At 63.7% G+C, this 19,736-nt stretch carries 18 protein-coding genes; 8 read left to right on the top strand and 10 right to left on the bottom strand.

What is annotated here, in order from left to right; translation table 11 throughout:
* Nucleotides 1-232 precede the first annotated feature (232 nt).
* Nucleotides 233-3,082, top strand: coding sequence for a sensor domain-containing phosphodiesterase (locus tag AWB83_RS04425; protein ID WP_244197568.1), 2,850 nt, complete (start codon nucleotides 233-235; stop codon nucleotides 3,080-3,082).
* A gap of 7 nt (nucleotides 3,083-3,089) precedes the next feature.
* Here AWB83_RS04425 and AWB83_RS04430 read toward each other — a convergent pair whose 3' ends face one another.
* Complete coding sequence (locus AWB83_RS04430; protein WP_087043027.1) at nucleotides 3,090-3,326, bottom strand: hypothetical protein; 237 nt, start codon at nucleotides 3,324-3,326, stop codon at nucleotides 3,090-3,092.
* 135 nt (nucleotides 3,327-3,461) lie between these two features.
* Between AWB83_RS04430 and AWB83_RS04435 the strand changes: the two genes are divergently transcribed.
* Both AWB83_RS04435 and pqqA read left to right on the top strand, forming a co-directional pair.
* Entirely contained in the window at nucleotides 3,462-3,695 is a 234-nt protein-coding gene (locus tag AWB83_RS04435; protein WP_087043028.1) for a DUF2795 domain-containing protein, read from the top strand.
* A 456-nt stretch (nucleotides 3,696-4,151) separates the two neighbouring features.
* Entirely contained in the window at nucleotides 4,152-4,226 is a 75-nt protein-coding gene (gene pqqA / locus AWB83_RS04440; RefSeq protein WP_008353049.1) for a pyrroloquinoline quinone precursor peptide PqqA, read from the top strand.
* A 62-nt stretch (nucleotides 4,227-4,288) separates the two neighbouring features.
* Here the strand turns inward: pqqA and AWB83_RS04445 are convergent, their stop codons facing one another.
* The 9 genes from AWB83_RS04445 to ehuR form a co-directional block, all read right to left on the bottom strand.
* Nucleotides 4,289-4,570: a hypothetical protein gene (locus AWB83_RS04445; protein ID WP_087043029.1), complete on the bottom strand. Its 282-nt coding sequence runs from the start codon at nucleotides 4,568-4,570 to the stop codon at nucleotides 4,289-4,291.
* Nucleotides 4,571-4,694: 124 nt separating this feature from the next.
* Nucleotides 4,695-6,113 (bottom strand): aspartate aminotransferase family protein, encoded by a 1,419-nt coding sequence (locus AWB83_RS04450; protein ID WP_087043030.1) that lies wholly within the window; start codon nucleotides 6,111-6,113, stop codon nucleotides 4,695-4,697.
* A gap of 45 nt (nucleotides 6,114-6,158) precedes the next feature.
* Nucleotides 6,159-7,637 carry an NAD-dependent succinate-semialdehyde dehydrogenase gene (locus AWB83_RS04455; RefSeq protein ID WP_087043153.1) on the bottom strand — a complete coding sequence of 493 codons (1,479 nt, stop codon included), beginning with the start codon at nucleotides 7,635-7,637 and terminating at the stop codon, nucleotides 6,159-6,161.
* Between the two features lie 851 nt (nucleotides 7,638-8,488).
* Nucleotides 8,489-8,968, bottom strand: coding sequence for an Lrp/AsnC family transcriptional regulator (locus tag AWB83_RS04465; RefSeq protein ID WP_087043154.1), 480 nt, complete (start codon nucleotides 8,966-8,968; stop codon nucleotides 8,489-8,491).
* A complete protein-coding gene (doeB, locus tag AWB83_RS04470; RefSeq protein ID WP_087043032.1) occupies nucleotides 8,968-9,993 on the bottom strand; it encodes a N(2)-acetyl-L-2,4-diaminobutanoate deacetylase DoeB in 1,026 nt (341 codons plus the stop codon). Before doeB ends, AWB83_RS04465 begins: the two co-directional genes overlap by 1 nt.
* A 4-nt stretch (nucleotides 9,994-9,997) precedes the next feature.
* Entirely contained in the window at nucleotides 9,998-11,215 is a 1,218-nt protein-coding gene (gene doeA / locus AWB83_RS04475) for an ectoine hydrolase DoeA (protein WP_087043033.1), read from the bottom strand.
* Nucleotides 11,216-11,226: 11 nt separating this feature from the next.
* A complete protein-coding gene (locus tag AWB83_RS04480) occupies nucleotides 11,227-12,237 on the bottom strand; it encodes a cyclodeaminase (protein ID WP_087043034.1) in 1,011 nt (336 codons plus the stop codon).
* Between the two features lie 3 nt (nucleotides 12,238-12,240).
* Nucleotides 12,241-13,206 (bottom strand): hydroxyectoine utilization dehydratase EutB, encoded by a 966-nt coding sequence (eutB, locus tag AWB83_RS04485; protein ID WP_087043035.1) that lies wholly within the window; start codon nucleotides 13,204-13,206, stop codon nucleotides 12,241-12,243.
* A gap of 90 nt (nucleotides 13,207-13,296) precedes the next feature.
* A complete protein-coding gene (gene ehuR / locus AWB83_RS04490) occupies nucleotides 13,297-14,694 on the bottom strand; it encodes a MocR-like ectoine utilization transcription factor EhuR (RefSeq protein WP_087043036.1) in 1,398 nt (465 codons plus the stop codon).
* A 236-nt stretch (nucleotides 14,695-14,930) separates the two neighbouring features.
* On the opposite strand from ehuR, the gene ehuB reads away from it, so the two are divergent.
* The 5 genes from ehuB (at nucleotide 14,931) to AWB83_RS04515 (ending at nucleotide 19,729) form a co-directional block, all read left to right on the top strand.
* Complete coding sequence (gene ehuB / locus AWB83_RS04495; RefSeq protein WP_096059353.1) at nucleotides 14,931-15,785, top strand: ectoine/hydroxyectoine ABC transporter substrate-binding protein EhuB; 855 nt, start codon at nucleotides 14,931-14,933, stop codon at nucleotides 15,783-15,785.
* A 50-nt stretch (nucleotides 15,786-15,835) separates the two neighbouring features.
* A complete protein-coding gene (ehuC, locus tag AWB83_RS04500) occupies nucleotides 15,836-16,519 on the top strand; it encodes an ectoine/hydroxyectoine ABC transporter permease subunit EhuC (protein ID WP_208636698.1) in 684 nt (227 codons plus the stop codon).
* Nucleotides 16,516-17,184, top strand: coding sequence for an ectoine/hydroxyectoine ABC transporter permease subunit EhuD (gene ehuD / locus AWB83_RS04505; protein ID WP_087043037.1), 669 nt, complete (start codon nucleotides 16,516-16,518; stop codon nucleotides 17,182-17,184). Before ehuC ends, ehuD begins: the two co-directional genes overlap by 4 nt.
* 73 nt (nucleotides 17,185-17,257) lie before the next feature.
* A complete protein-coding gene (gene ehuA, locus AWB83_RS04510; protein WP_159463010.1) occupies nucleotides 17,258-18,082 on the top strand; it encodes an ectoine/hydroxyectoine ABC transporter ATP-binding protein EhuA in 825 nt (274 codons plus the stop codon).
* 78 nt (nucleotides 18,083-18,160) lie between these two features.
* Nucleotides 18,161-19,729: an FAD-dependent oxidoreductase gene (locus AWB83_RS04515; protein WP_087043039.1), complete on the top strand. Its 1,569-nt coding sequence runs from the start codon at nucleotides 18,161-18,163 to the stop codon at nucleotides 19,727-19,729.
* Nucleotides 19,730-19,736 lie beyond the last annotated feature (7 nt).

Here is a 19,736-nt window from a genome sequence, read left to right on the forward strand (position 1 = left end):
GCGCGACGGTTTTTTTGTCCCGCGTACTCAAGCCTGTATGCTCCGTGCCGTTACCCCGTTTAGAACGTTTGCTTGAGACGCGCCCCTCGAGGCGCGGCGCGCGAGCGCATCCCGCTGAACGAGAACCGCCCGCCGTGGCGGCAACATGGCCTGGAGCGCCGATGACCGTGTTTTCCGCGTACGACGCGCCGGCTGGCGTGCGGGCGCGACCGCAGCTGCAACCGTAACGGCAATGGAAGAGAAGACCTTGGCAAACGTCGCGCCGTCGATCGAAGCCCTGCTGCGCCGGGCCGTGGCGAGGGGCTGCCCGCAGCAATGGGCGTGGTATCGCGCGGGCGAGCAGTTGCATCTGGAGCATTGCGGCGATGCGCCGCTGCCCGATGGGCGGGCATGGCCGCACAGCATCGCCGAGGAGCGGCTCGACGAGCTATGCGCCGCGCATGGCTGGCATGGCTGGCCGACCGGGCGCGGCGAAAGCGTCCTCGGCTGGCTGCTCGCGCCTGCGGGGCATCGCGACGATGCGCATCTGCCCGAGCTCGCGCGCGCCTTGGGCGAGCGCCTGCAGGCCGACGCGCTTGCCCGCGCGCAGCTCACGCAGCGCGTGTTGTATGAAATCGCCTACCTGGCGAGCTCGGTGCCCGAACGCGCCGATTTTCTGCGCGGCGTGCACGAGCGGCTCGGCACGCTGATCGACGCGGAAAACTTCTATCTCGCACTCTACGACCGCAAGACGGGCAAGATCACCTATCCGTATTACGTCGATGTGATCGACACGGATGTCGTCGCCGCCGAGAACTACGACATCCTGAATCCCGCGCGCCTGTCGATGACCGGGCAGGTGCTGACGAGCGCGCAGCCGCTTTTCGTCACGGCCGCCGACATCTGCGCGGCCGAACGCCAAGGCCGCTTCTACTGCATCGGCGACCGTCCCGAGTTCTGGATGGGCGCGCCGCTCAAGAATGCCGCCGACGAAGTGTTCGGCATGCTCGCGATGCAGGTCTACGACGTGTCGCGCATCTACACCGCCGAGGACCGCGCGCTCTTTCTCGTCGTCGCGCGGCACGTCGCGATGGCGCTCGACCGCATCCTGCACCGCGCCGATCTCGAGGAGCAGGTCGCGCGGCGCACCTCGGAACTGTCGAAGCTCAACGCCGCGCTGCGTCACGGCATCGCGGAGCGCGAGCGGTCCGAGCACTTGCAGGCCGCGCTCTACCAGATCGCCGAGCTGTCGAGCCGGCCCGGCGACATGATGGAGTTCTTTCGCAGCCTGCACGGCATCGTCGGCGAACTGCTCTATGCGCGCAACTTCTATATCGCGCTCTTCGAGACGGAGACGGACGAAGTGTCGTTCCCGTATTACGTCGACGAGATTGTGCTGGAACGCCCCGCGCCGCGGCGCGGCCAGCGCGGCCTCACCGAATACGTGATCCGCGAGCGGCGCGCGCGGCTCATCGATCATCAGGAAGCGCTGCGGCTGATCGAGGACGGCGCGTTCGAGATCGAGCACAGCGAGGTGCGTCTGCGCTCGTGGCTCGGCATTCCGCTCTTCGACGGCGATGTCGTGCGTGGCGTGCTCGCCGTGCAGAGCTATTCGCCGCTCGTGCGCTATTCCCTGCGCGATCAGGAATTGCTGACCTTCGTCTCGCGGCATATCGACACCGCGCTCTCGCGCCGCCGCGACGCCGAAGCGCTGCACGCCGCGAATCTCGAACTGGAAGCGCGCGTGCAGGCGCGCACGCGCGAGCTCGACGACGTCAACGCGCGCCTGCTCTACGAGAACTCGCACGATTCACTGACCGGCCTGCCCAATCGCAGCCACCTGATGCAAAAGCTGCGCTGCGCCTGGAAGGACTATCAGACGCGCGGCGACGAGCTTTCGGTGATGTTCATCGACCTCGATCGCTTCAAGGTCGTAAACGACAGTCTGGGCCATCACTTCGGCGACATACTGCTCGTGCAGGCGGCCGCGCGTCTGCGCGATTGCCTGCGCTCGACGGATCTGCTCGCGCGTCTGGGCGGCGACGAGTTCGCCGTGCTTTCGCCGAACGCGCCCGTGCGCGATGCCGTGTCGATCGCGAAGCGCGTCCTCGCGGCCTTCGATCTGCCGTTTCACATCGAAGAGCATGTGGTGTTCTCTTCGTGCAGCATCGGCATCGTGAGTGCGGACAGCCAGTTCCACACCGAGCCCGCCGATCTTCTGCGCGATGCCGATACCGCGATGTATCGCGTGAAGAACGCGGGACGCGACAGCTTCGTCGTGTTCAATCAGGAACTGCGACGCCAGGTGTCGGACCAGGTGGAACGCGAAGGCGCGCTGCGCAATGCCATCAAGCGTGACGACGAACTCCTGCCCTACTTCCAGCCCATCGTCGATGTGAAGAGCGGCGAAGTGGTCGCGCTCGAAGCGCTGATTCGCTGGCGTCAGCCCGACGGACGCATCGTGGGGCCGGGCGAGTTTCTGCCGTCGGTCGAAGGCTTGAGACTGATCGGCAGGCTCGACCTGTACATGCTCGAACGCGTCGCCGCGATTCTTTCCAACGCGCGCTTCGCGCATTGGCCGGCGGTCCATGTGAACTGCTCCAGCTACAGCATGACGCGCCCCGAATTCGCCGACGATGTGCTTGCGCTATTGCGGCGCTATCGCGTATCGCCATCGCGCGTGTGCCTGGAGCTGACGGAAGGCGCGCTCGTCGCCGAGCCCGCTCTCGCGCGACGCACGATGCAACGTCTCGCCGATAACGGGATGTCCGTCGTGCTCGACGACTTCGGCGCGGGTTTTTCGTCGCTCAGCTATGTGCACCAGTATCAGTTCACCGGTCTGAAAATCGACAAGTCCTTCATTCTCGAACTGACCGAAAGCCCGCGCAGCCGAGCGATCGTGCGCGCCATCGTGCGCATGGCCGAATCGCTCGATCTGACGCTCGTGGCCGAAGGCGTCGAGGATGCAGCGACGCTCTCCGTGTTGCGCGACATGGGCGCGGCCCAGGCGCAAGGCTATTTCTTCGACAAGCCGCTGCCGCTCGATGCGCTCACGCGCGCCTCGCTCGCGCCGCGCGCCACGACTGCAAGCGCCGCGCTCTGATCGCGCATCAGGGCATGCCGCCCATCGAGGGTGAAATGATGCTGCCGGGCTCGCCCTTCGGCTCGCTGCTCTCATCGAATGCGGCGCGCGTCGAAAGCGGCGCGTGATTCTCCGCGCAGGTCTGCGCCGAATCCGTCGTCAGGCATTGCTGGAAGGCGTCGGCGGTGGCCTTGGCGTCGAAAATGTAGATGGTGTCGTCGACCTTGATTTCGGTGTCGGAAATGCGGTCTGCTGTAGTCGTCATGTTGCTCTGCGCCTCTTCGTTGGATTGAGCCTGTCGACTTATTCAGCATCAAGCGATCCCGCTGCAAGCGCCGGTAACGGGTACGCCTGTTGCTGAATCGTCAGTGTTATCGTCAAGTCGAAGAAGGAGGCATAAATGGCACAGCATCCCGCGCACTCGCAGAATCACCGGCATCCGGACGAACCACGCCCCGAGGAAATCCAGCGTGTGCTCAAGGGCGCCGATTATCCGATGGGCAAGGAAAAGCTTCTGATGCTCGCAAGAAGCAATGGCGCGGACGGCGAAGTCATGGCCGTGCTCAACAGGATGAACGACCGGAATTTCGACAGCGCAGACGCAGTGCTGCGCGAAGCGACTCGTGTGGAATGATCCGCGACGGGTGATTCCGCACATTCCGCTATGCGGCATTCGACCGCTCCAAGCTTCACTTTCGATCGTATGCCACGAAGACATTTGAACGAGGTAACTGTAATGGCTGAAAATCCGCATGCCGCCGACACTCGCAACGAGCCCCGCGCGCCAGGCGGCAATAATCTGAGCAATATCGACAGGAAAACCGCCGAAAGGGTAATCCCTCGCCCCGGCGAAGCGGCTGCAGAGAACCCTGACAAAATCGGTACCACGCCTGACGATTCGGGAAATCGCCCGCGTCCTCTATAAATAAATTAAATGGGCAACGAGGCAATTTCCAATCGGTCGACCAGGGAACTGCGCTAGGATTAAAGTTGCGTCGAAACGGGTGCGCGGCTTTGCACGGCGCCTGGCAGGAAATGAACCGCGCAATGGCCCGGCATCCGTCTGGCCAATCATCGCAAAGGAGGCTCTATGAAATGGGAAACCCCGAGTTTCACCGATATGCGCTTCGGCTTTGAAATCACGATGTACATTGCGACGCGTTAATCGGAAAGAGCAAAACGGCCACGATAAGTGGCCGTTTTGTTTTGGAACACCGAGCGGAATCGTCAATTGCGCCGTAGCGGCTCGGTATGTTTATTCGCGGAGTCGGGCGCTTGCGCGTCTTGCGGACCCAGACCGCCTTTGCCCGCAATCTCGGGCTCATTGCCCGAGCCATAAGGCACTTCCGCCGTTTGATGCGGGTGCTGATCCAGACGCCGGTTTTCCGGCTCGATTTCCCCCGCATTCGGCTTGCGCGCGCCCTGCTTCGGATCGCCGCCGCTTGCGCCGCGGCCGGCATTGCCCAAGGGCGTGTCGGTGCTTTTCGTTTCCTTTTCGCTGTTGCTCATCGTGACTCTCCTTTCGATCGTGCATCGGTGATCTTCGAGCAACGCGCATTCCACTTCCTCGCGGACATGAAAAAGGCCCGCATTTTTTGCGGGCCACGGTTACTACTGCTCTGCTGCGAGAACGTCAGATCGCTTGCGTCGCGAGCGCCGAGCCGATCACCTCGTTGGCAACCGCGTCCACCGCCTGCTTCACGATGCCGACGATCTCGTCGACTTCGGCGCGCGTCGTCACGAGCGGCGGCGCGAAGCCGAGGATATCGCCATGCGGCATCGCACGCGCGATCACGCCGCGCTCGAGTGCCGCCGCCGACACCTTCGGTCCGACCTTCAGCGCCGCATCGAACGGCTTGCGGCCTTCCTTGTCGGCCATGAACTCGAGCGCCGCCAGCATGCCCGCGCCGCGCACTTCGCCGACGAGCGGATGCGCATCGAACGCGGCGTGCAACTGCTGCTGGAGGTACGCGCCGACGTCGGCGGCATTCTGCGTGAGGTTCTCGCGCTCGAGGATGTCGAGGTTCGCGAGCGCCGCAGCCGCGCAAATCGGATGTCCCGAATAGGTCCAGCCATGTCCCATCGGGCCGTATTCCTGCGAGCCCTTGTCGATCACGTTCCACACCTTCTCGCTGACGATCACGCCCGACAGCGGCGCATACGCGCTCGTCAGACCCTTGGCGACCGTGATGAGGTCCGGCTTGATCCCGAAGTGCTGCGCGCCCATCTTCGAGCCGAGACGGCCGAAGCCGCACACAACTTCATCGGAGATCAGCAGGATGTCGTGCTTGCGGAGCACGTCCTGGATGGCCTCCCAGTAGCCTTGCGGCGGCGCGATGATGCCGCCCGTGCCCATCACCGGCTCGGCGATGAATGCGGCGATCGTGTCCGCGCCTTCCTTCGCGATCAGCTTCTCCAGCTCTTCCACGCAATATGCGGTGAATTGCGCTTCGCTCATGCCCGCCGGCGCCTTGCGATACCAGTGCGGGCAAACCGTGTGCTTCACGCGTTCGATCGGCAGATCGAAGTGCTGATGGAAGCTCGGCAGGCCCGTGAGGCTGCCCGTCACGATGCCCGAGCCGTGATAGCCGCGCTCGCGCGAAATGATCTTCTTCTTGTTCGGACGGCCGAGCACGTTGTTGTAGTACCAGACGATCTTGATCTGGGTTTCGTTCGCATCCGACCCCGACATGCCGTAATACACCTTCTTCATGCCTTCCGGCGACCAGTCGATGATGCGCGACGACAGCTCGATAATCGTATCGGTCGAGTGACCGACGTAGGTGTGGTAATACGCGAGCTTCTTCGCCTGCTCGTAGATCGCGTCGGCCACTTCGGTGCGGCCATAGCCGATGTTCACGCAATACAGGCCCGCGAACGCGTCGATATAGCTCTTGCCCTGATGATCCTGAATGCGGATGCCCTTCGCGCCCGTGACGATCTTGCCGGGCAGCGCGCCGCTCGCGTGATCGTGCGCGTGCGTGGACGGATGCATGAAGTGCGCGCGGTCTTCGGCAAACAGTTGTTCGAGCGATTGTTTTTGCTGGGTCATGTGCTTCTCCTTGATCGGTAATGCGTGTCTTTGAGATTAGTTCGTTCAGGCCGCGCTCGAAAGCGGCAGGCCAAGATTGCCGAGGCAAAAGTATTTCGTTTCGACGAAGGGCTCGAAGCCTTCCGCGCCGCCTTCGCGGCCGAGGCCGGACGCCTTCATGCCGCCGAAGGGAATCGGCGCGCCGGTGAATTTCACGCCGTTGACCGAGACCATTGCGAAGTCGAGCCGCCGCACGAGCTGGAAGATCGTGTCGATGCGCGTCGCGCAGACATAGGCGGCGAGACCGTATTCCGTGTCGTTCGCGCGCGTGACGGCTTCGTCGAGCGTATCGAACGGGGAGATCGCGGAGATCGGCGCGAAGTTCTCTTCGTCGTAGATGCGCATGCCTGGTTTGGCATCGGCGACGACGGTCGGTTCAAAGAACCAGCCGCCGAGCGCGTGCGGATTGCCGCCAGCGGTGATGCGCGCGCCCTGCGCCTTCGCATCTTCCACGCGTGCGACGGTCGCATCGAACGCGGCCTGATGCATGAGCGGGCCGACATCCACGTTCGCTTCGAAAGCGGTCCCTACTTTCAGCGCCTTGACTGCATCGGTGTAGCGTTCGACGAACTGTTCGTAAAGCGGACGCGCGACGAGAATGCGGTTTGCGGCGCAGCAATCCTGCCCGGAGGTCTGAAACTTGGCCCCCACGGCGACGCGCACGGCCTGTTCCAGGTCGGCATCTTCGGTCACGATGAAAGGCGCATTGCCGCCGAGTTCGAGTGCGAGCTTCTTGATGCCCGATTGCGCGGCGGCCTTTGCAACGAGACCGCCGACGCGCGTCGAGCCGGTAAAGCTGACGGCGCGCACGCGCGTATCGCCGACGAGCGTTTCCATTGCCATTTGCGGCTCGCCGATGACGACGTTGAACACGCCCGGCGGAAAGCCTGCTTCCTCCGCGAGCTGTGCGAGTGCGATTGCCGAGAACGGCGTCTCGTGCGCGGGCTTCACGACGACCGTGCAGCCCGCTGCCATTGCCGCAGCGACCTTGCGCGTGATCATCGCGACGGGGAAGTTCCAGGGCGTGATGAGCGCGGCGACACCGACGGGCTCCATGACGGTGCCGAGATGCGCGCCGTCGATATGCGTGGGGATGGTGCGTCCCGCGAGGCGCCTGGCTTCGCTGGCGAACCATTCGACGAAGCTCGCCGCATAAGCGATTTCGCCTTTGGATTCGGCGAGCGGCTTGCCTTGTTCGAGCGACAGGATGCCCGCGAGATCTGCCTGATGGCGCATGATGAGTTCGTGCCAGCGCAGCAGCAGCGCGCTGCGCTTTTGCTGCGGCACCCAGCGCCACGACTGGAATGCGCGATCGGCGGCGTCGACGGCGTTCACGATCTGCGCCTTGTCGAGCATCGGCACGTGGCCGATGATGTTCTGATCCGCGGGATTGGTTACTGCGATCGATGCGGCGCTGTCGCTGTGGATCCAGCGGCCGTCGACATAGCAAAGTGATTTGAACAGGACTGGATGACCTAGCAGCATGGGAGTCTCCTTACGCATTGGTTTTTGCCCTCGCGGGCGTGCGATTTACCGTGTGATCCGATGTGTTCACTTTACGGGTCTTGTGGTCCTGGTGTTTTTTGTTATTCGGGCTGGGGATTGGTGTTTTTTCTGTTTGGTTTGGGTTTGGGAGTGGGTTTTTTTGGGGTGTTTGGTTGGTTCGCTCGTGCTTTCGTGAAATCCTGTGTTCGTGTCGGTCTATTAGCACTGCCCCTCCCCGGGGCGGGGGTCACTTTCTTTGCTGCTGCAAAGAAAGTAACCAAAGAAAGCAGCTTTTTGGCCCAGCCAGACTCGTCGTCATCGTTCAGAGTGGCCCAGCCTCTAAAGAGTGCCCTCATAGGCCACACCGGACTTGGCTCGCGCACGGTCTGACGAGCTAGACCTTTAAGCGCGGTGGTTCAGCCCCACAGCGTTCCGGCACAGCGCTACGCGCTGCCGCAGGGTCTGCAAGGGAAACCAACCTTTAGCGAATGCGGTGAGATGAAGGCGTTAGCCAAGAAGCACGGGCAGACCCGATGAACCCTTCGGCCGCGCAGCGGGCTGGAGCTTTTGGTGCTGAACCAGTCCGTCTTGTGGTGCGATGGGGCAGACCGTGCGCGAGCCACGGCGCGTTAGTCCTTTGAGGGTGACACTTAGGGGCTGGGCCACTCCGAACCATGACGACGGGTCCGCCTCAAGCACTCTGGGCCAAAGCTGCTTTCTTTGGTTACTTTCTTTGCAGCAGCAAAGAAAGTGACTGCCGCCCCGCACAGGGGCAGTGCTAATAGACCACTAAGAACTCAGGATTTCATAGAAACCCAAGCGCACAAAAACAAACAAACGAGCAAAGCAATTCAAAAAACATCCTCAACCCAATCCGGCGGCCCCTCGCCAAAATTCTTAACCACTTTCGTGACGATATAAGTAAAGTACCGCTCGATCCCAAGCTCCTCGACGAGCAGCGAATCGATAAACCGCTGATAGTGATCGATATCCCGCGACACGACATGCAGCACATAATCCACGCCACCACCGGTGGCATAACACTGCACGATTTCCGGCGCCGCATTCACCCGCTCTTCGAAGCGCCGCATATCCTGCGCCGTATGACGCGAAAGCGTCACCTCGACGACAATACGGCTGCCCTTGAAGGCAGCCGCCCAGTCGATGTCCGCGCGATAGCCCCTTATGAGCCCGCTCTCTTCCAGCTTCTTCACGCGCTCCCATGCCGGAGAGATCGACAGATTGACCTCCTCCGCAAGGCGCGACTTCGTAATGCGGCCATCCCGCGCAAGAATACGCAGGATGGCCAGATCGTAGCGGTCGAGCTTGATCACACCACGCTCACTGCAATGTTGCGCTCGACGATATCCGCGACCACCGCGACGGTATCGCCCGTCTGCACGAGGCCCGGAAAATGCCGCGCCGCAAGCAGCCCGTCGCGCTTCGCACGATACTCGATCGCCGCCGCGCCCGTGCGCGTGATGTCGTACACGCGCGCAAGCACATCGCCCGCCCTCACCATGTCGCCCAGGTCACGGCACATCTCCAGCAAGCCCGTGTGCTCGCTCGTCGTGTAGCACGAGCCGTCAGGCATGTCGAGCAGCGTGGTCGTGCGCGCCTCGCCCTGCACCACATCCTTCTCGATGATGCCCGCATACGCGAGAAAACCGTACACGCCACGCTCCGCGATCGCAACGCTCCTCGCCGTCGACGATCCGCCGCCGCCAAGTTCGGTCGATACGAATACCTTGCCCGCTTCCTCCGCCGCGCTGTCATAGAGGCCGACACTGTCGAGCTCCAGCATGCGCATCGAATACGGCGCGCCGAACGCGCGCATCGCGGCTTCGCAACGCGACTGCTGCGTCGCGTCGTTCAGCACGTGAATCGCCGCGAACGGAAGAAAGTCGAGCGTGCGGCCCCCCGCATGAATGTCGAGCACGTAATCCGCGAGCGGCAACAGATGACGCTGGAAGTAATCCGCAATCTTCTCCGTCGTCGTGCCGTCAGGCTTGCCGGGGAAGCTGCGGTTCAAATTGCCCGCATCGATCGGCGACGTGCGCATGCCCGCGCGGAACGCCGGATAGTTCATGAACGGCACGATGATCACACGGCCGTTCACGTCCGATGCCTTCAGCGTCGATGCGAGCTTCGCCAGCGCGATCGGCCCTTCGTACTCGTCGCCATGATTGCCGCCCGTGAGCAGCGCGGTCGGTCCGTCACCGCGCTTGATCACGGTGACCGGAATCATCACGGCGCCCCATGCCGAATCGTTGCGTGAGTACGGCAGCTTCAGGAAGCCGTGCTGAACGCCCTCGGCGTCGAAATCGACGGTCGGGCTGATCGGTGACGCGCGCATCGTGCTACTCCTTCACGAACAATTTGCGAGGCGTGTTGCAGAAGGTCTCGACGCCAGTGTCCGTAATCAGGATGCTCTCCGTGATTTCGAGGCCCCAGTCGTCGAGCCAGAGGCCCGGCATGAAGTGGAAGGTCATGCCGGGTTCGAGGACGGTCTTGTCCCCGGGACGCAGGCTCATCGTGCGCTCGCCCCAGTCCGGCGGATAGCTTGCCCCGATCGGATAGCCGCAGCGGCTGTCCTTCTCGATACCGAACTTGCGCAGCACCGCGAAGAACGCATTGGCGATGTCCTCGGTCCTGTTACCCGGCTTCGCCATGGCAAGACCCGCTTCGATGCCTTCGACGACCGCCTTCTCTCCTTCGATGAAATGCTGCGGCGGCTTGCCCAGATACACGGTGCGCGACAATGGGCAGTGATAACGCTTGAAGCATCCCGCGATCTCGAAGAACGTGCCGGCGTTCGCGGCGAACTTCGAATCGTCCCACGTGAGATGCGGCGCGGCTGCATCGGAACCGGTCGGCAGGAGCGGCACGATCGCCGGATAGTCGCCGCCATGACCTTCGACGCCCGTGATTCCCGCCTCGTAGATCTGCGCGACGAGATCGCTCTTCTTCATGCCCGGCTCGACCGTGTCGAGAATGCGCGCATGCATCTTCTCGACGATGCGCGCCGCCACGCGCATGTATTCGATCTCGCGCGGCGACTTCACCGCGCGCTGCCAGTTGACGAGCGCGGTCGCATCGACGAACTTCGCGTTCGGCAAATGCTGGGTCAGGGACGCATACGCCTTCGCGCTGAAGTAGTAGTTGTCCATCTCCACGCCGATGCGCTTCTTGTCCCAACCGCGCGCGGCGATGACTTCGGTGGACAGGTAATCCATCGGATGACGAACCTGCGACTGCACATAGTGATCCGGATAGCCGACGATATCGTCGTGCCCCATGAACACCGTGCGTTTCGCGCCGTTCGCGTCCTGGCCGCGGCCGTACCAGACCGGCTCGCCGTCCATCGCGAGCAGCACGCATTGGTGCACGTAGAACGACCAGCCGTCATAGCCCGTGAGCCACGCCATGTTGGTCGGGTCGGTCACGATCAGGAGATCGATGCCCGCCTTCTCCATCGCACGCCGCGTCTTGGCGATGCGCGCGTCGTATTCGCTGCGCTCGAACGGCAGGCGTACCACGGGCGCCTCCCCCTTCTTCTGTTGCATGATTTCGGACATCGTCCCCTCTATCAAGCCGTCACATCGTTGTGGAAAATCGTTCCTGCCCGCGCCGCGCGCGCCCGCTGGATCGCGAGCGTTGCAATCGCGGTGTCCTGCGCGCCGGTGCCGGTCAGATCGCACACGGTCACTTCGTCATCGCTGGCCCGGCCCGGCGCCTGTTGCGCGATGACCTGCCCCAGTTCGGCAAAAGACGCATCAGCAGCAATCACGCCCGCTTCGATCGCGTGGTGCAGCTCGCCCAGCACGCGCACTTGCTGCAGGCGGTCGCATACGTAGCGCGCTTTCGCCAACACGTCCGGTGCGATTTCATTCTTGTGCTCGGCATCCGACCCCATCGCCGTGATGTGCAGGCCGGGATGCAGGTCGCGTGCGTGAATCAGCGGCTCGCGGCTCGGCGTCGTCGTGATGGCGATGTCCGCATGCGTCAACGCATCGCTCACGCTGTCGGCCACTTCGCATTGCAGCCCTTCGGCTTCGCAATCGCGCGCATAGTGCTGCGAACGCTCACGCTCGCGCGCCCACACGGTGACATGATCGATGTCGCGCACGAGACGCAATGCCTTCAGTTGCAGACGCGCCTGCTCGCCCGCGCCGATGATCGCCACGCGCTTCGCATCCTTTCGCGCGAGCCAGCGCGCGGCAACCGCGCCCGCTGCCGCGGTGCGTACCGCAGTGAGATAGCCGTTGTCGAGCAACACCGCTTCGGTGAGGCCCGTGCGCGCCGAAAGCACCAGCATCAGGCCGTTGAGGCTCGGCAGCCCGAGCGAAGGATTGTTGAAGAAGCCCGGGCTCACCTTGATCGCGAAGCTCGGAAAGCGTGGCAAGTACGCGGTTTTCACGTCCACCTCGCCCGCATGCTCGGGAATGTCGAGACGCAGGATCGGCGGCATCGCGACGGCTTCCGTCGCAAGCGACTTGAACGCGGCTTCGACTTGCTCGATCGCGTCGAGGTCGAGCGGCACGAGCGTGCGCAATTGCGCCTGCCCGAGTAGCACGGTGGATGTATCAATGGAAGACATGGGTCAGGCAGCTCCAATCAGGCGGCGATGTGTTTCGATATCGATGTTGCTGCCGCTCACGACGATGACGATCGGCCCGTCTTGCACCTGAACCGCGCCATCGAGCAGGGCCGCGATACCGACCGCCGCCGCGCCTTCGACGACGAGCCGTTCTTCGCGGTACGCATGCACGATGCCACGCGCGATCGATACTTCGTCGAGCAGCACGACGTCGTCGATGAAAGCGCGCGTCATCGCGAACGTATGCTGGTTATCCAGGCCGATGCCGCCGCCGAGCGAATCGGCAAGCGTCTCCAGTTCGTCGACGAAAACGGGCCTGCCTGCCGCCAGACTGGCGTGCATGGCTGCGCCGCGCTCCATCGAGACGCCGATCATCTTCACTTGGGGGCGGATGCTCTTCGCCGCGAACGCGACGCCGCTGAACAGTCCTCCGCCGGAGAGCGGCACGACGATGCTCGCCGCATCGGGCAGCGCCTCGAGAATCTCGAGGCCGATGGTGGCCTGTCCCGCGATCACGCGTTCGTCATCGAAAGGCGGAACGAATGCATACCCTTCCTCGCGCACGAGGCGTTGCGCTTCGACCTGCGCGTCGTCCTGGCTCTTGCCGCCGATGACGACGCGAGCCCCGAGCGCGACCACGGCATCGACCTTGTTCTTCGGCACGAGTGAAGACATGCACACCGCCGCTTCGATACCGAGCGCGCGCGCCGCATGCGCGACGGCGCGGCCGTGATTGCCCGTCGATGCGGTCACGACGCGCGTGCAACCTTGCTCGGCGATCTGCGCGAGCGCATTGGTCGCGCCGCGCAACTTGAAGCTGCCGGTGGGCTGCAGCGTTTCGAGCTTCAGATGAACCGGCACGCCTGCAATGCGCGACAACGCCGCCGATTGCACGAGCGGCGTGACGATCGCGCGCCCTTCGATGCGCTGGCGGGCGCTATAGACATCGGCGAGGGTGAGTGCGGACATTGGCGTCTGGGTTGCGTGTGCGGTAGCGATGCAATCCAGTCTAATGTCCTAAAAAAATGATTTTGATTGTCCTAGTTCAATCACGTCGATCTAATTGAAATCGTGCACGTGCGGGTATTGCCCGAACACTTCGCAAATGGTCTCCACCGCCGTGCGGAACGCGCCCTCGCCGACTTCCGCGCCGACGCACAGCCGCACCGCATTGGGACGCACCGCGCCGCGCACGAGAAACGGATCGGGCGACGTCACCGCGATATTGCGGTTGCGCAATTCGCGCGTGATGCGTTCCGCCTCCCATTCGTCGGGCACGCGCAGCCAGGCCGACAGCGCGTTCGGATGACTGCCCAGCACGTAGTCGCCCAGCACTTCGCGCACGACGCTCTGACGCGCCGCGAGACGCTCGCGCTGAATCTGCACGAGGCGTTGCGCGGTGCCGTCCATGATCCAGCGCGCGGTGACTTCGGCAATCGGCGAGGTCGCCATCCAGCTGCTCACGCGCAGGACGCTTTCCGCGCGCAATGCGAGCCGGCGCGGCACCGTCATGAAGCCGGTGCGCAAGCCGCTCAACACGGACTTCGTCATGCTCGTGCAGTAGAACGCGAGCTCGGGTATGAGGCTCGCGATGGGCGTCTGTGCCTTCGCGGGCAGCGCGCCGTACACATCGTCCTCGATGACATAGACGCCGTAGCGCTCCGCGATGCGCGCAATCGCGCGGCGGCGCGAATCGGGCATCATCGCGACCGTCGGGTTGTTCAGCGTCGGCGTGCAGACGAGCGCGCTCACGCGCTCGCTGTCGCAGACTTCCTCGAAGTGCTCGGGCCGGATGCCGTGCTCGTCGATCTCCAGCCCCTTAAGCGTAAACCCCAGCACGTTCGCCGAACCGATCACGCCATGGTCCGTCAGGCTTTCGCACAGGACCGTATCACCGGGGCCGACGATCGACGCGAGTGCGAGAAAGATGCCGTGCGCCGCGCCATTGGTGACGAGCAGCGTCTCCACGCTCGCCGGCATATTGAGCGATGCGAGCCACGCGACGCCTGCCTGCCGGTGATGCTCGAATCCCGCGATCGGCCGGAACGCGCGTATCCACGGCTGATCCTCGATGGTCGAGAGCGTCGCGCAAACCTTGCGCCACATCGCGTCGTGTTCGGGCGTGTGCACGATGCGCGCAATCGAGAAATCGACCACCGAGCGCTCTGCCGTGTCGAGCATGTAGTTGGACATGGCCTCAGTCACGCGCGCCGAGACGAAGCTGCCGCGCCCCACTTCGCAGCGGATCAGCCCTTGTCTTTCCAGTTCCTTGTAGGCGTTCGTCACGGTCTGCACGCTGATCGCGAGATCCGCCGCGACTTCGCGCTGCGGCGGCAGACGCTCGCCGGACGAGAGCGCACCGCTTTCGATATCGGCGGCCATCGCCTTCACGAGCCGCTTGTATTTGGACTGCACGCCTTGCACCGCGCGCACGGCGTCGCGCCATCGTTCGTTCACTTCCTGCTCCTCACATGCAGAGTTTCAAGTGCAATAGTGGCGCAAAAGCGCGCCTGAAAATAATTGTCCTAGAGCAATCGGAACAAATATATGGCTTTGTATTCTGCGTTCGTGGCTGCGCTCCGAGACGCCGTGAAGCTCCGCGGAGTAAGGGTTTTCTCGGTCTTTCGCACCCTCGCCGCCATTCGAACGGCCCTACTCGACCACGCTTGAAGAACCACTACTACGGAAACGATATGAAAACGAAGCGACTGTCTGGAATGCTGGCAGCGGCGTGCGTCGCGGCGGCGAGCCTTGCCGCCTGCGTCACTAGCGCGAGCGCTGAAACCACTTTGCAACGCATTCAACGCACCGGCGAGGTGCGCATCGGCTACGCCAACGAAACGCCCTTCGCTTACACGACGCCCGACGGCACCGTGACAGGCGAATCGCCCGAGATCGCGAAGAAGGTCTTCGCCAAGCTCGGCGTAAAGAAGGTCGATGCGGTGCTGACCGAATGGGGCGCGCTGATCCCGGGCCTGAAGGCCGGCCGCTTCGATGTGATCGCCGCGGGCATGTACATCACGCCCGAGCGTTGCAAGCAGGTCGCGTTCGCCGATCCGCAATACCAGATTCCCGACACGCTGCTTACGATGAAGGGCAATCCCAAGAATCTGCACAGCTATGCCGACGTCGCGAAGCAGCCGGACACGAAACTTGCTGTGATGGCAGGTACGGCCGAGCTCGGCTATGCGCGCCAGGCAGGCATCAAGGACGACCAGATCCTGCAGGTTCCGGACACCACCGCGCAACTGCAGGCCGTGCGCGCGCGCCGCGCCGATGCAGCCGTGGGCACCGCGCTGACGATGAAGGGGCTCGCATCGAAGGGCGGCCCGCAGGTCGAGGCGATCGGCCAGTTCAACGACGATCCGAAGCACACCGGCTATGGCGCGCTCGCATTCCGTCCTGAAGATACCGATCTGCGCGACGCCGTGAACAAGGAGCTGCACCAGTGGCTCGGCACGGACGATCACCTGAAGACGGTCGCCCCATTCGGTTTCGACAAGTCGAACCTGACCACCAAGAAAGCGCCGGAACTGTGCGCCGGCTGAACGCCTGAGCATGGCGACGCGCAGCGTTCACCAATTAGCGAGGAACCGTCATGAGTGACCTGAATGAGCTGCTGCCCCTGATGATGAAGGGCACGCTCGTCACGATCCAGATCGCCGTCATCAGCATCCTGCTCGCGATCGTCATGGCGAGCGCCGCGACGGCGCTGCGCGCCGCGCCTTACCGCATCGTGCGCTGGATCGGCAACGTGTATGTCGAGGTATTCCGCGGCACGTCCCTGCTGGTGCAGCTTTTCTGGCTCTTCTTCGTGCTGCCGCTGCCGCCCTTCAATCTGCAACTGACGCCCTTCACGGTCGCCATCGTCGGACTGGGGCTGCACTACGGCGCGTACGGCTCCGAGATCCTGCGCGGCGCGCTGCGCTCGGTGCCGGGCGGGCAATACGAAGCGGCGCTCGCGCTGAACATGCCGGCGGCCGCGCGGCTGCGCCGCATCGTCCTCCCGCAGGCGATGATCAATGCGCTGCCGCCCGCGACCAACCTGATGATCGAGCTCGTGAAAGGCACCTCGCTCGTCTCGCTGATCACACTCTCGGATCTCACGTTCCGCGCGCGCCAGCTCGACGAATCGACCTTCAAGACGGCGGAGATCTTCGCGCTCACGCTCCTCATCTACTTCGTGCTCGCGCAGGCGATCGTCGCCGTGATGCGCGTGTTCGAGCGGCGCGTGAGCAGTCATGTCGCCATTCGGCGCACCATTCCGAGGGTCGCGTCATGACGTCGCTCAGCCAGCTCTTCGATCTGAAATACGCGCTGCACATCCTGCCCGAACTGGCGCGCGCGGCGACCTACACCATCGGCATCACGCTCGTGGGCTTTGCGATCGCGCTCGTGCTCGGCCTCGTGCTCGCGATCCTGCGGCGCAGCGATTTCGCGCCCGTCGCGAAGACCACCGCGTTCTTCATCGAGTTCATTCGCAGCACGCCGCTCCTGATCCAGGTGTACGTGCTCTTCTATGTCGCGCCGCTGTACGGCTTCACGATGTCCGCGCTGACCGCGGGCACCCTCGGCATCGCGGTGCACTACGCGTGCTATGTGTCCGAGGTGTATCGCGCGGGGCTCAACGGCGTCGCGCGCGGACAGTGGGAGGCGTCATGCGCGCTCTCGCTCTCGCCGTGGCGCACCTATACGGGCGTGATCCTGCCGCAGGCGATTCGTCCGGTGATTCCCGCGCTCGGCAACTACCTCGTCGCGATGTTCAAGGACACGCCGGTGCTCTCCGCGATCACCGTCGTCGAACTGATGCAGCAGGCGAAGAACATCGGCTCCGAGACCTTCCGCTATCTCGAGCCGATCACGATGACCGGAATCTTCTTTCTCATCATCAGCGTGACGTTCGCCTCGGGCGTGCGTCATCTCGAACGGCGCGTGAGGCTGCCATGATCGCGCAGCCTCGCGTATCGACCACTCCGACCCCGCTGGACGGCGCACGGTAATGCAACTCCAGGAGCAGCAGATGAAACGAGACTTCGACCCCGCGCTCGGCGCGGCCGCCGATGCCAGCGTGAACGCACCGATGGTGCGCTTTCGCAACGTCACCAAACGCTATGGCGCGCTCACCGTGCTCGACGGCCTCGATCTCGATATCGCGTCCAACGAGAAGGTGGCAATCATCGGGCCGAGCGGCTCAGGCAAGTCCACGCTCCTGCGGGTGCTGATGACGCTCGATGCCGTGAGCGACGGCGTCATCGAAGTGGATGGCGAGCCGCTCACGCACGAGATGCGCGGCGGCAAGCTCGTGCCCGCGTCGCCGCGGCATGTGCGGCGGGTGCGCAGCAAGATCGGCATGGTGTTTCAGAGCTTCAATCTCTTTCCGCACATGACGGCTCTGCAGAATACGATCGAAGCGCCGATGAGCGTGCTCGGGCTGTCGAGGAAGGAAGCGACCGAGCGTTCGCGCGAGTTGCTCTCGATGGTCGGGCTCGCCGAGAAGTGCAATCACTATCCGTCGCAGTTGTCGGGCGGACAGCAGCAGCGCGTCGCGATTGCGCGCGCGCTCGCGATGCGCCCGAAGATCATGCTGTTCGACGAAGTCACCTCCGCGCTCGATCCGGAACTCTGCGGCGAAGTGCTCAACGTGATCCGCAGGCTCGGCCAGGAGCACAACCTGACGATGCTGATGGTCACGCACCAGATGGGTTTCGCCAGGGACTTCGCCGATCGCGTGTGCTTCTTCTCGCAAGGCAAGATCATCGAGCAGGCGCCGCCGCAGCAATTCTTCTCTGCGCCGCAGCATGAGCGCACGCAGCAGTTTCTGCGCGCGGTGACCGAAGCGCTCTGATAAAAGTACCCTCTCGCGGTCCGATAATTGCTCCGCGCTCTCCGTATGGCTTTAGTGCTTTAGCCACCGGAGAGTGCGATGTCCCCCACCCCGCATAAAGTCGCGCGCTTCGCGGATCTGTCCGCCGAACGCGGCAAGCGTGTGTGCATCAAAGGCGACGAGAAAGACGCGAAGGAAATTCCCATCCTGCTCGTGCGCGATGGCGATGCCGTGCGCGCTTACACCGCCGAATGTCCGCACGCGGGCGGCCCGCTCGACGAAGGCGCGATCTGCAACGGGCGTATCGTGTGTCCGTGGCACAAGGGCACGTTCGAGGTGCGCGACGGCAGCCTTGTCGAGCCGCCGCCGCTGAAGGCATTGACGCGCTACGACGCGACGGTCAGGGACGGCGATGTCCATGTGTCCTTGCAGCCCGTCGAAAGCAGCGCGCCGAAAGCGAAGGCGCGCACCAACGACCGGACCATGCTGATCGTCGGCGCGGGCGCGGCGGGCGCGGCGGCATGCGCTGCATTACGCGAAGCGGGCTTCGAAGGACGCATCGTGCTCGCGGGCAACGACGCACGCGAGCCCTACGATCGCACGTCGCTCAGCAAGTTCACGCTCGCGGGCGACATGCCGCCCGATGACGTGCCGCCCCTGCTCGACCCGGATTTCTTCGACAAGCACGACATCGAGCGCATCGAGGCGCAGGCGGTGCATCTCGATGCGAAGGAGAGGCGCGCCGAGCTCGCGACGGGCATGAAGATCGACTACGACGCCGCGCTCGTCTGCACGGGCGGCATCCCCAGGCCGCTCGGCATTCCCGGCGCGAATCTGGAGCATGTTCACATGCTGCGCACGCGCGAGGATGCACGCGCGATCCTCGCATCGCTCGAAGGAGAAGGAAGCAAGCGCGCGGTGATCATCGGGGCGAGCTTCATCGGGCTCGAAGTGGCGTCGTGTCTGAGGAAACGCGCGATCGACGTGACCGTCGTCGCGCCGGGCAAGGTGCCGTTCGCGAAGCAGTTCGGCGAGCGCATCGGCGAAATGTTCAAGCGACTGCACGAGAAGAACGGCGTCACGTTTCATATGAATTCGCGCATCAGCGCGCTCAGAGGCGGCAATGCGGTGCGCGAAGCCATTCTCGATTCGGGCGAAAAGCTCGCGGCGGATGTGGTGATCGCCGGAACGGGCGTCGAACCGGCGACGCACTTTCTCCCGGGCGTCGCGCTCGAGGAGGACGGCGGCGTGCGCGTCGATGCGACGATGCTTGCCGCGCCCGCGCTCTATGCAGCGGGCGATATCGCGCATTTTCCGCTGCCGCGTTCGGATGAGAGCGTGCGCATCGAGCACTGGCGTGTCGCGCAGCAGCATGCGCGCGTCGCCGCCTACAACATGGCGGGCAGTGCGCGCGAATATGTCGGCGTGCCCTACTTCTGGACCTACCACTACGAGAAGACCTTCGACTATCTCGGGCACGTGAAGGAGCCGGACAGCATCGAGATCGACGGCGATCTCGCCACGCAGCACTTCATCGCCTTTCTGATGAAGGACGGGCGCGTGGGCGCGGTGGTCGCATGCGAGCACGACGCCGCCGTATGCCGGCTCGCCGAAGCGATGCGCGAACCGCTCACGCTCGACGACGCGCGGCGCATCGCGAGCGCGTGAGCCGAAG

The organism is Caballeronia ptereochthonis, from assembly GCF_001545075.1.
Classification (GTDB): domain Bacteria; phylum Pseudomonadota; class Gammaproteobacteria; order Burkholderiales; family Burkholderiaceae; genus Caballeronia; species Caballeronia ptereochthonis.

Coding starts and splice junctions, on each gene's coding strand:
- AWB83_RS04425 (WP_244197568.1), top strand. CDS start 233: ATGGAAGAGAAGACCTTGGCAAACGTCGCGCCGTCGATCGAAGCCCTG.
- AWB83_RS04430 (WP_087043027.1), bottom strand. CDS start 3,326: ATGACGACTACAGCAGACCGCATTTCCGACACCGAAATCAAGGTCGAC.
- AWB83_RS04435 (WP_087043028.1), top strand. CDS start 3,462: ATGGCACAGCATCCCGCGCACTCGCAGAATCACCGGCATCCGGACGAA.
- AWB83_RS04445 (WP_087043029.1), bottom strand. CDS start 4,570: ATGAGCAACAGCGAAAAGGAAACGAAAAGCACCGACACGCCCTTGGGC.
- AWB83_RS04450 (WP_087043030.1), bottom strand. CDS start 6,113: ATGACCCAGCAAAAACAATCGCTCGAACAACTGTTTGCCGAAGACCGC.
- AWB83_RS04455 (WP_087043153.1), bottom strand. CDS start 7,637: ATGCTGCTAGGTCATCCAGTCCTGTTCAAATCACTTTGCTATGTCGAC.
- doeB (WP_087043032.1), bottom strand. CDS start 9,993: ATGCGCGCGTCACCGATCAGCCCGACCGTCGATTTCGACGCCGAGGGC.
- doeA (WP_087043033.1), bottom strand. CDS start 11,215: ATGTCCGAAATCATGCAACAGAAGAAGGGGGAGGCGCCCGTGGTACGC.
- AWB83_RS04480 (WP_087043034.1), bottom strand. CDS start 12,237: ATGTCTTCCATTGATACATCCACCGTGCTACTCGGGCAGGCGCAATTG.
- eutB (WP_087043035.1), bottom strand. CDS start 13,206: ATGTCCGCACTCACCCTCGCCGATGTCTATAGCGCCCGCCAGCGCATC.
- ehuB (WP_096059353.1), top strand. CDS start 14,931: ATGAAAACGAAGCGACTGTCTGGAATGCTGGCAGCGGCGTGCGTCGCG.
- ehuC (WP_208636698.1), top strand. CDS start 15,836: ATGAGTGACCTGAATGAGCTGCTGCCCCTGATGATGAAGGGCACGCTC.
- ehuD (WP_087043037.1), top strand. CDS start 16,516: ATGACGTCGCTCAGCCAGCTCTTCGATCTGAAATACGCGCTGCACATC.
- ehuA (WP_159463010.1), top strand. CDS start 17,258: ATGAAACGAGACTTCGACCCCGCGCTCGGCGCGGCCGCCGATGCCAGC.
- AWB83_RS04515 (WP_087043039.1), top strand. CDS start 18,161: ATGTCCCCCACCCCGCATAAAGTCGCGCGCTTCGCGGATCTGTCCGCC.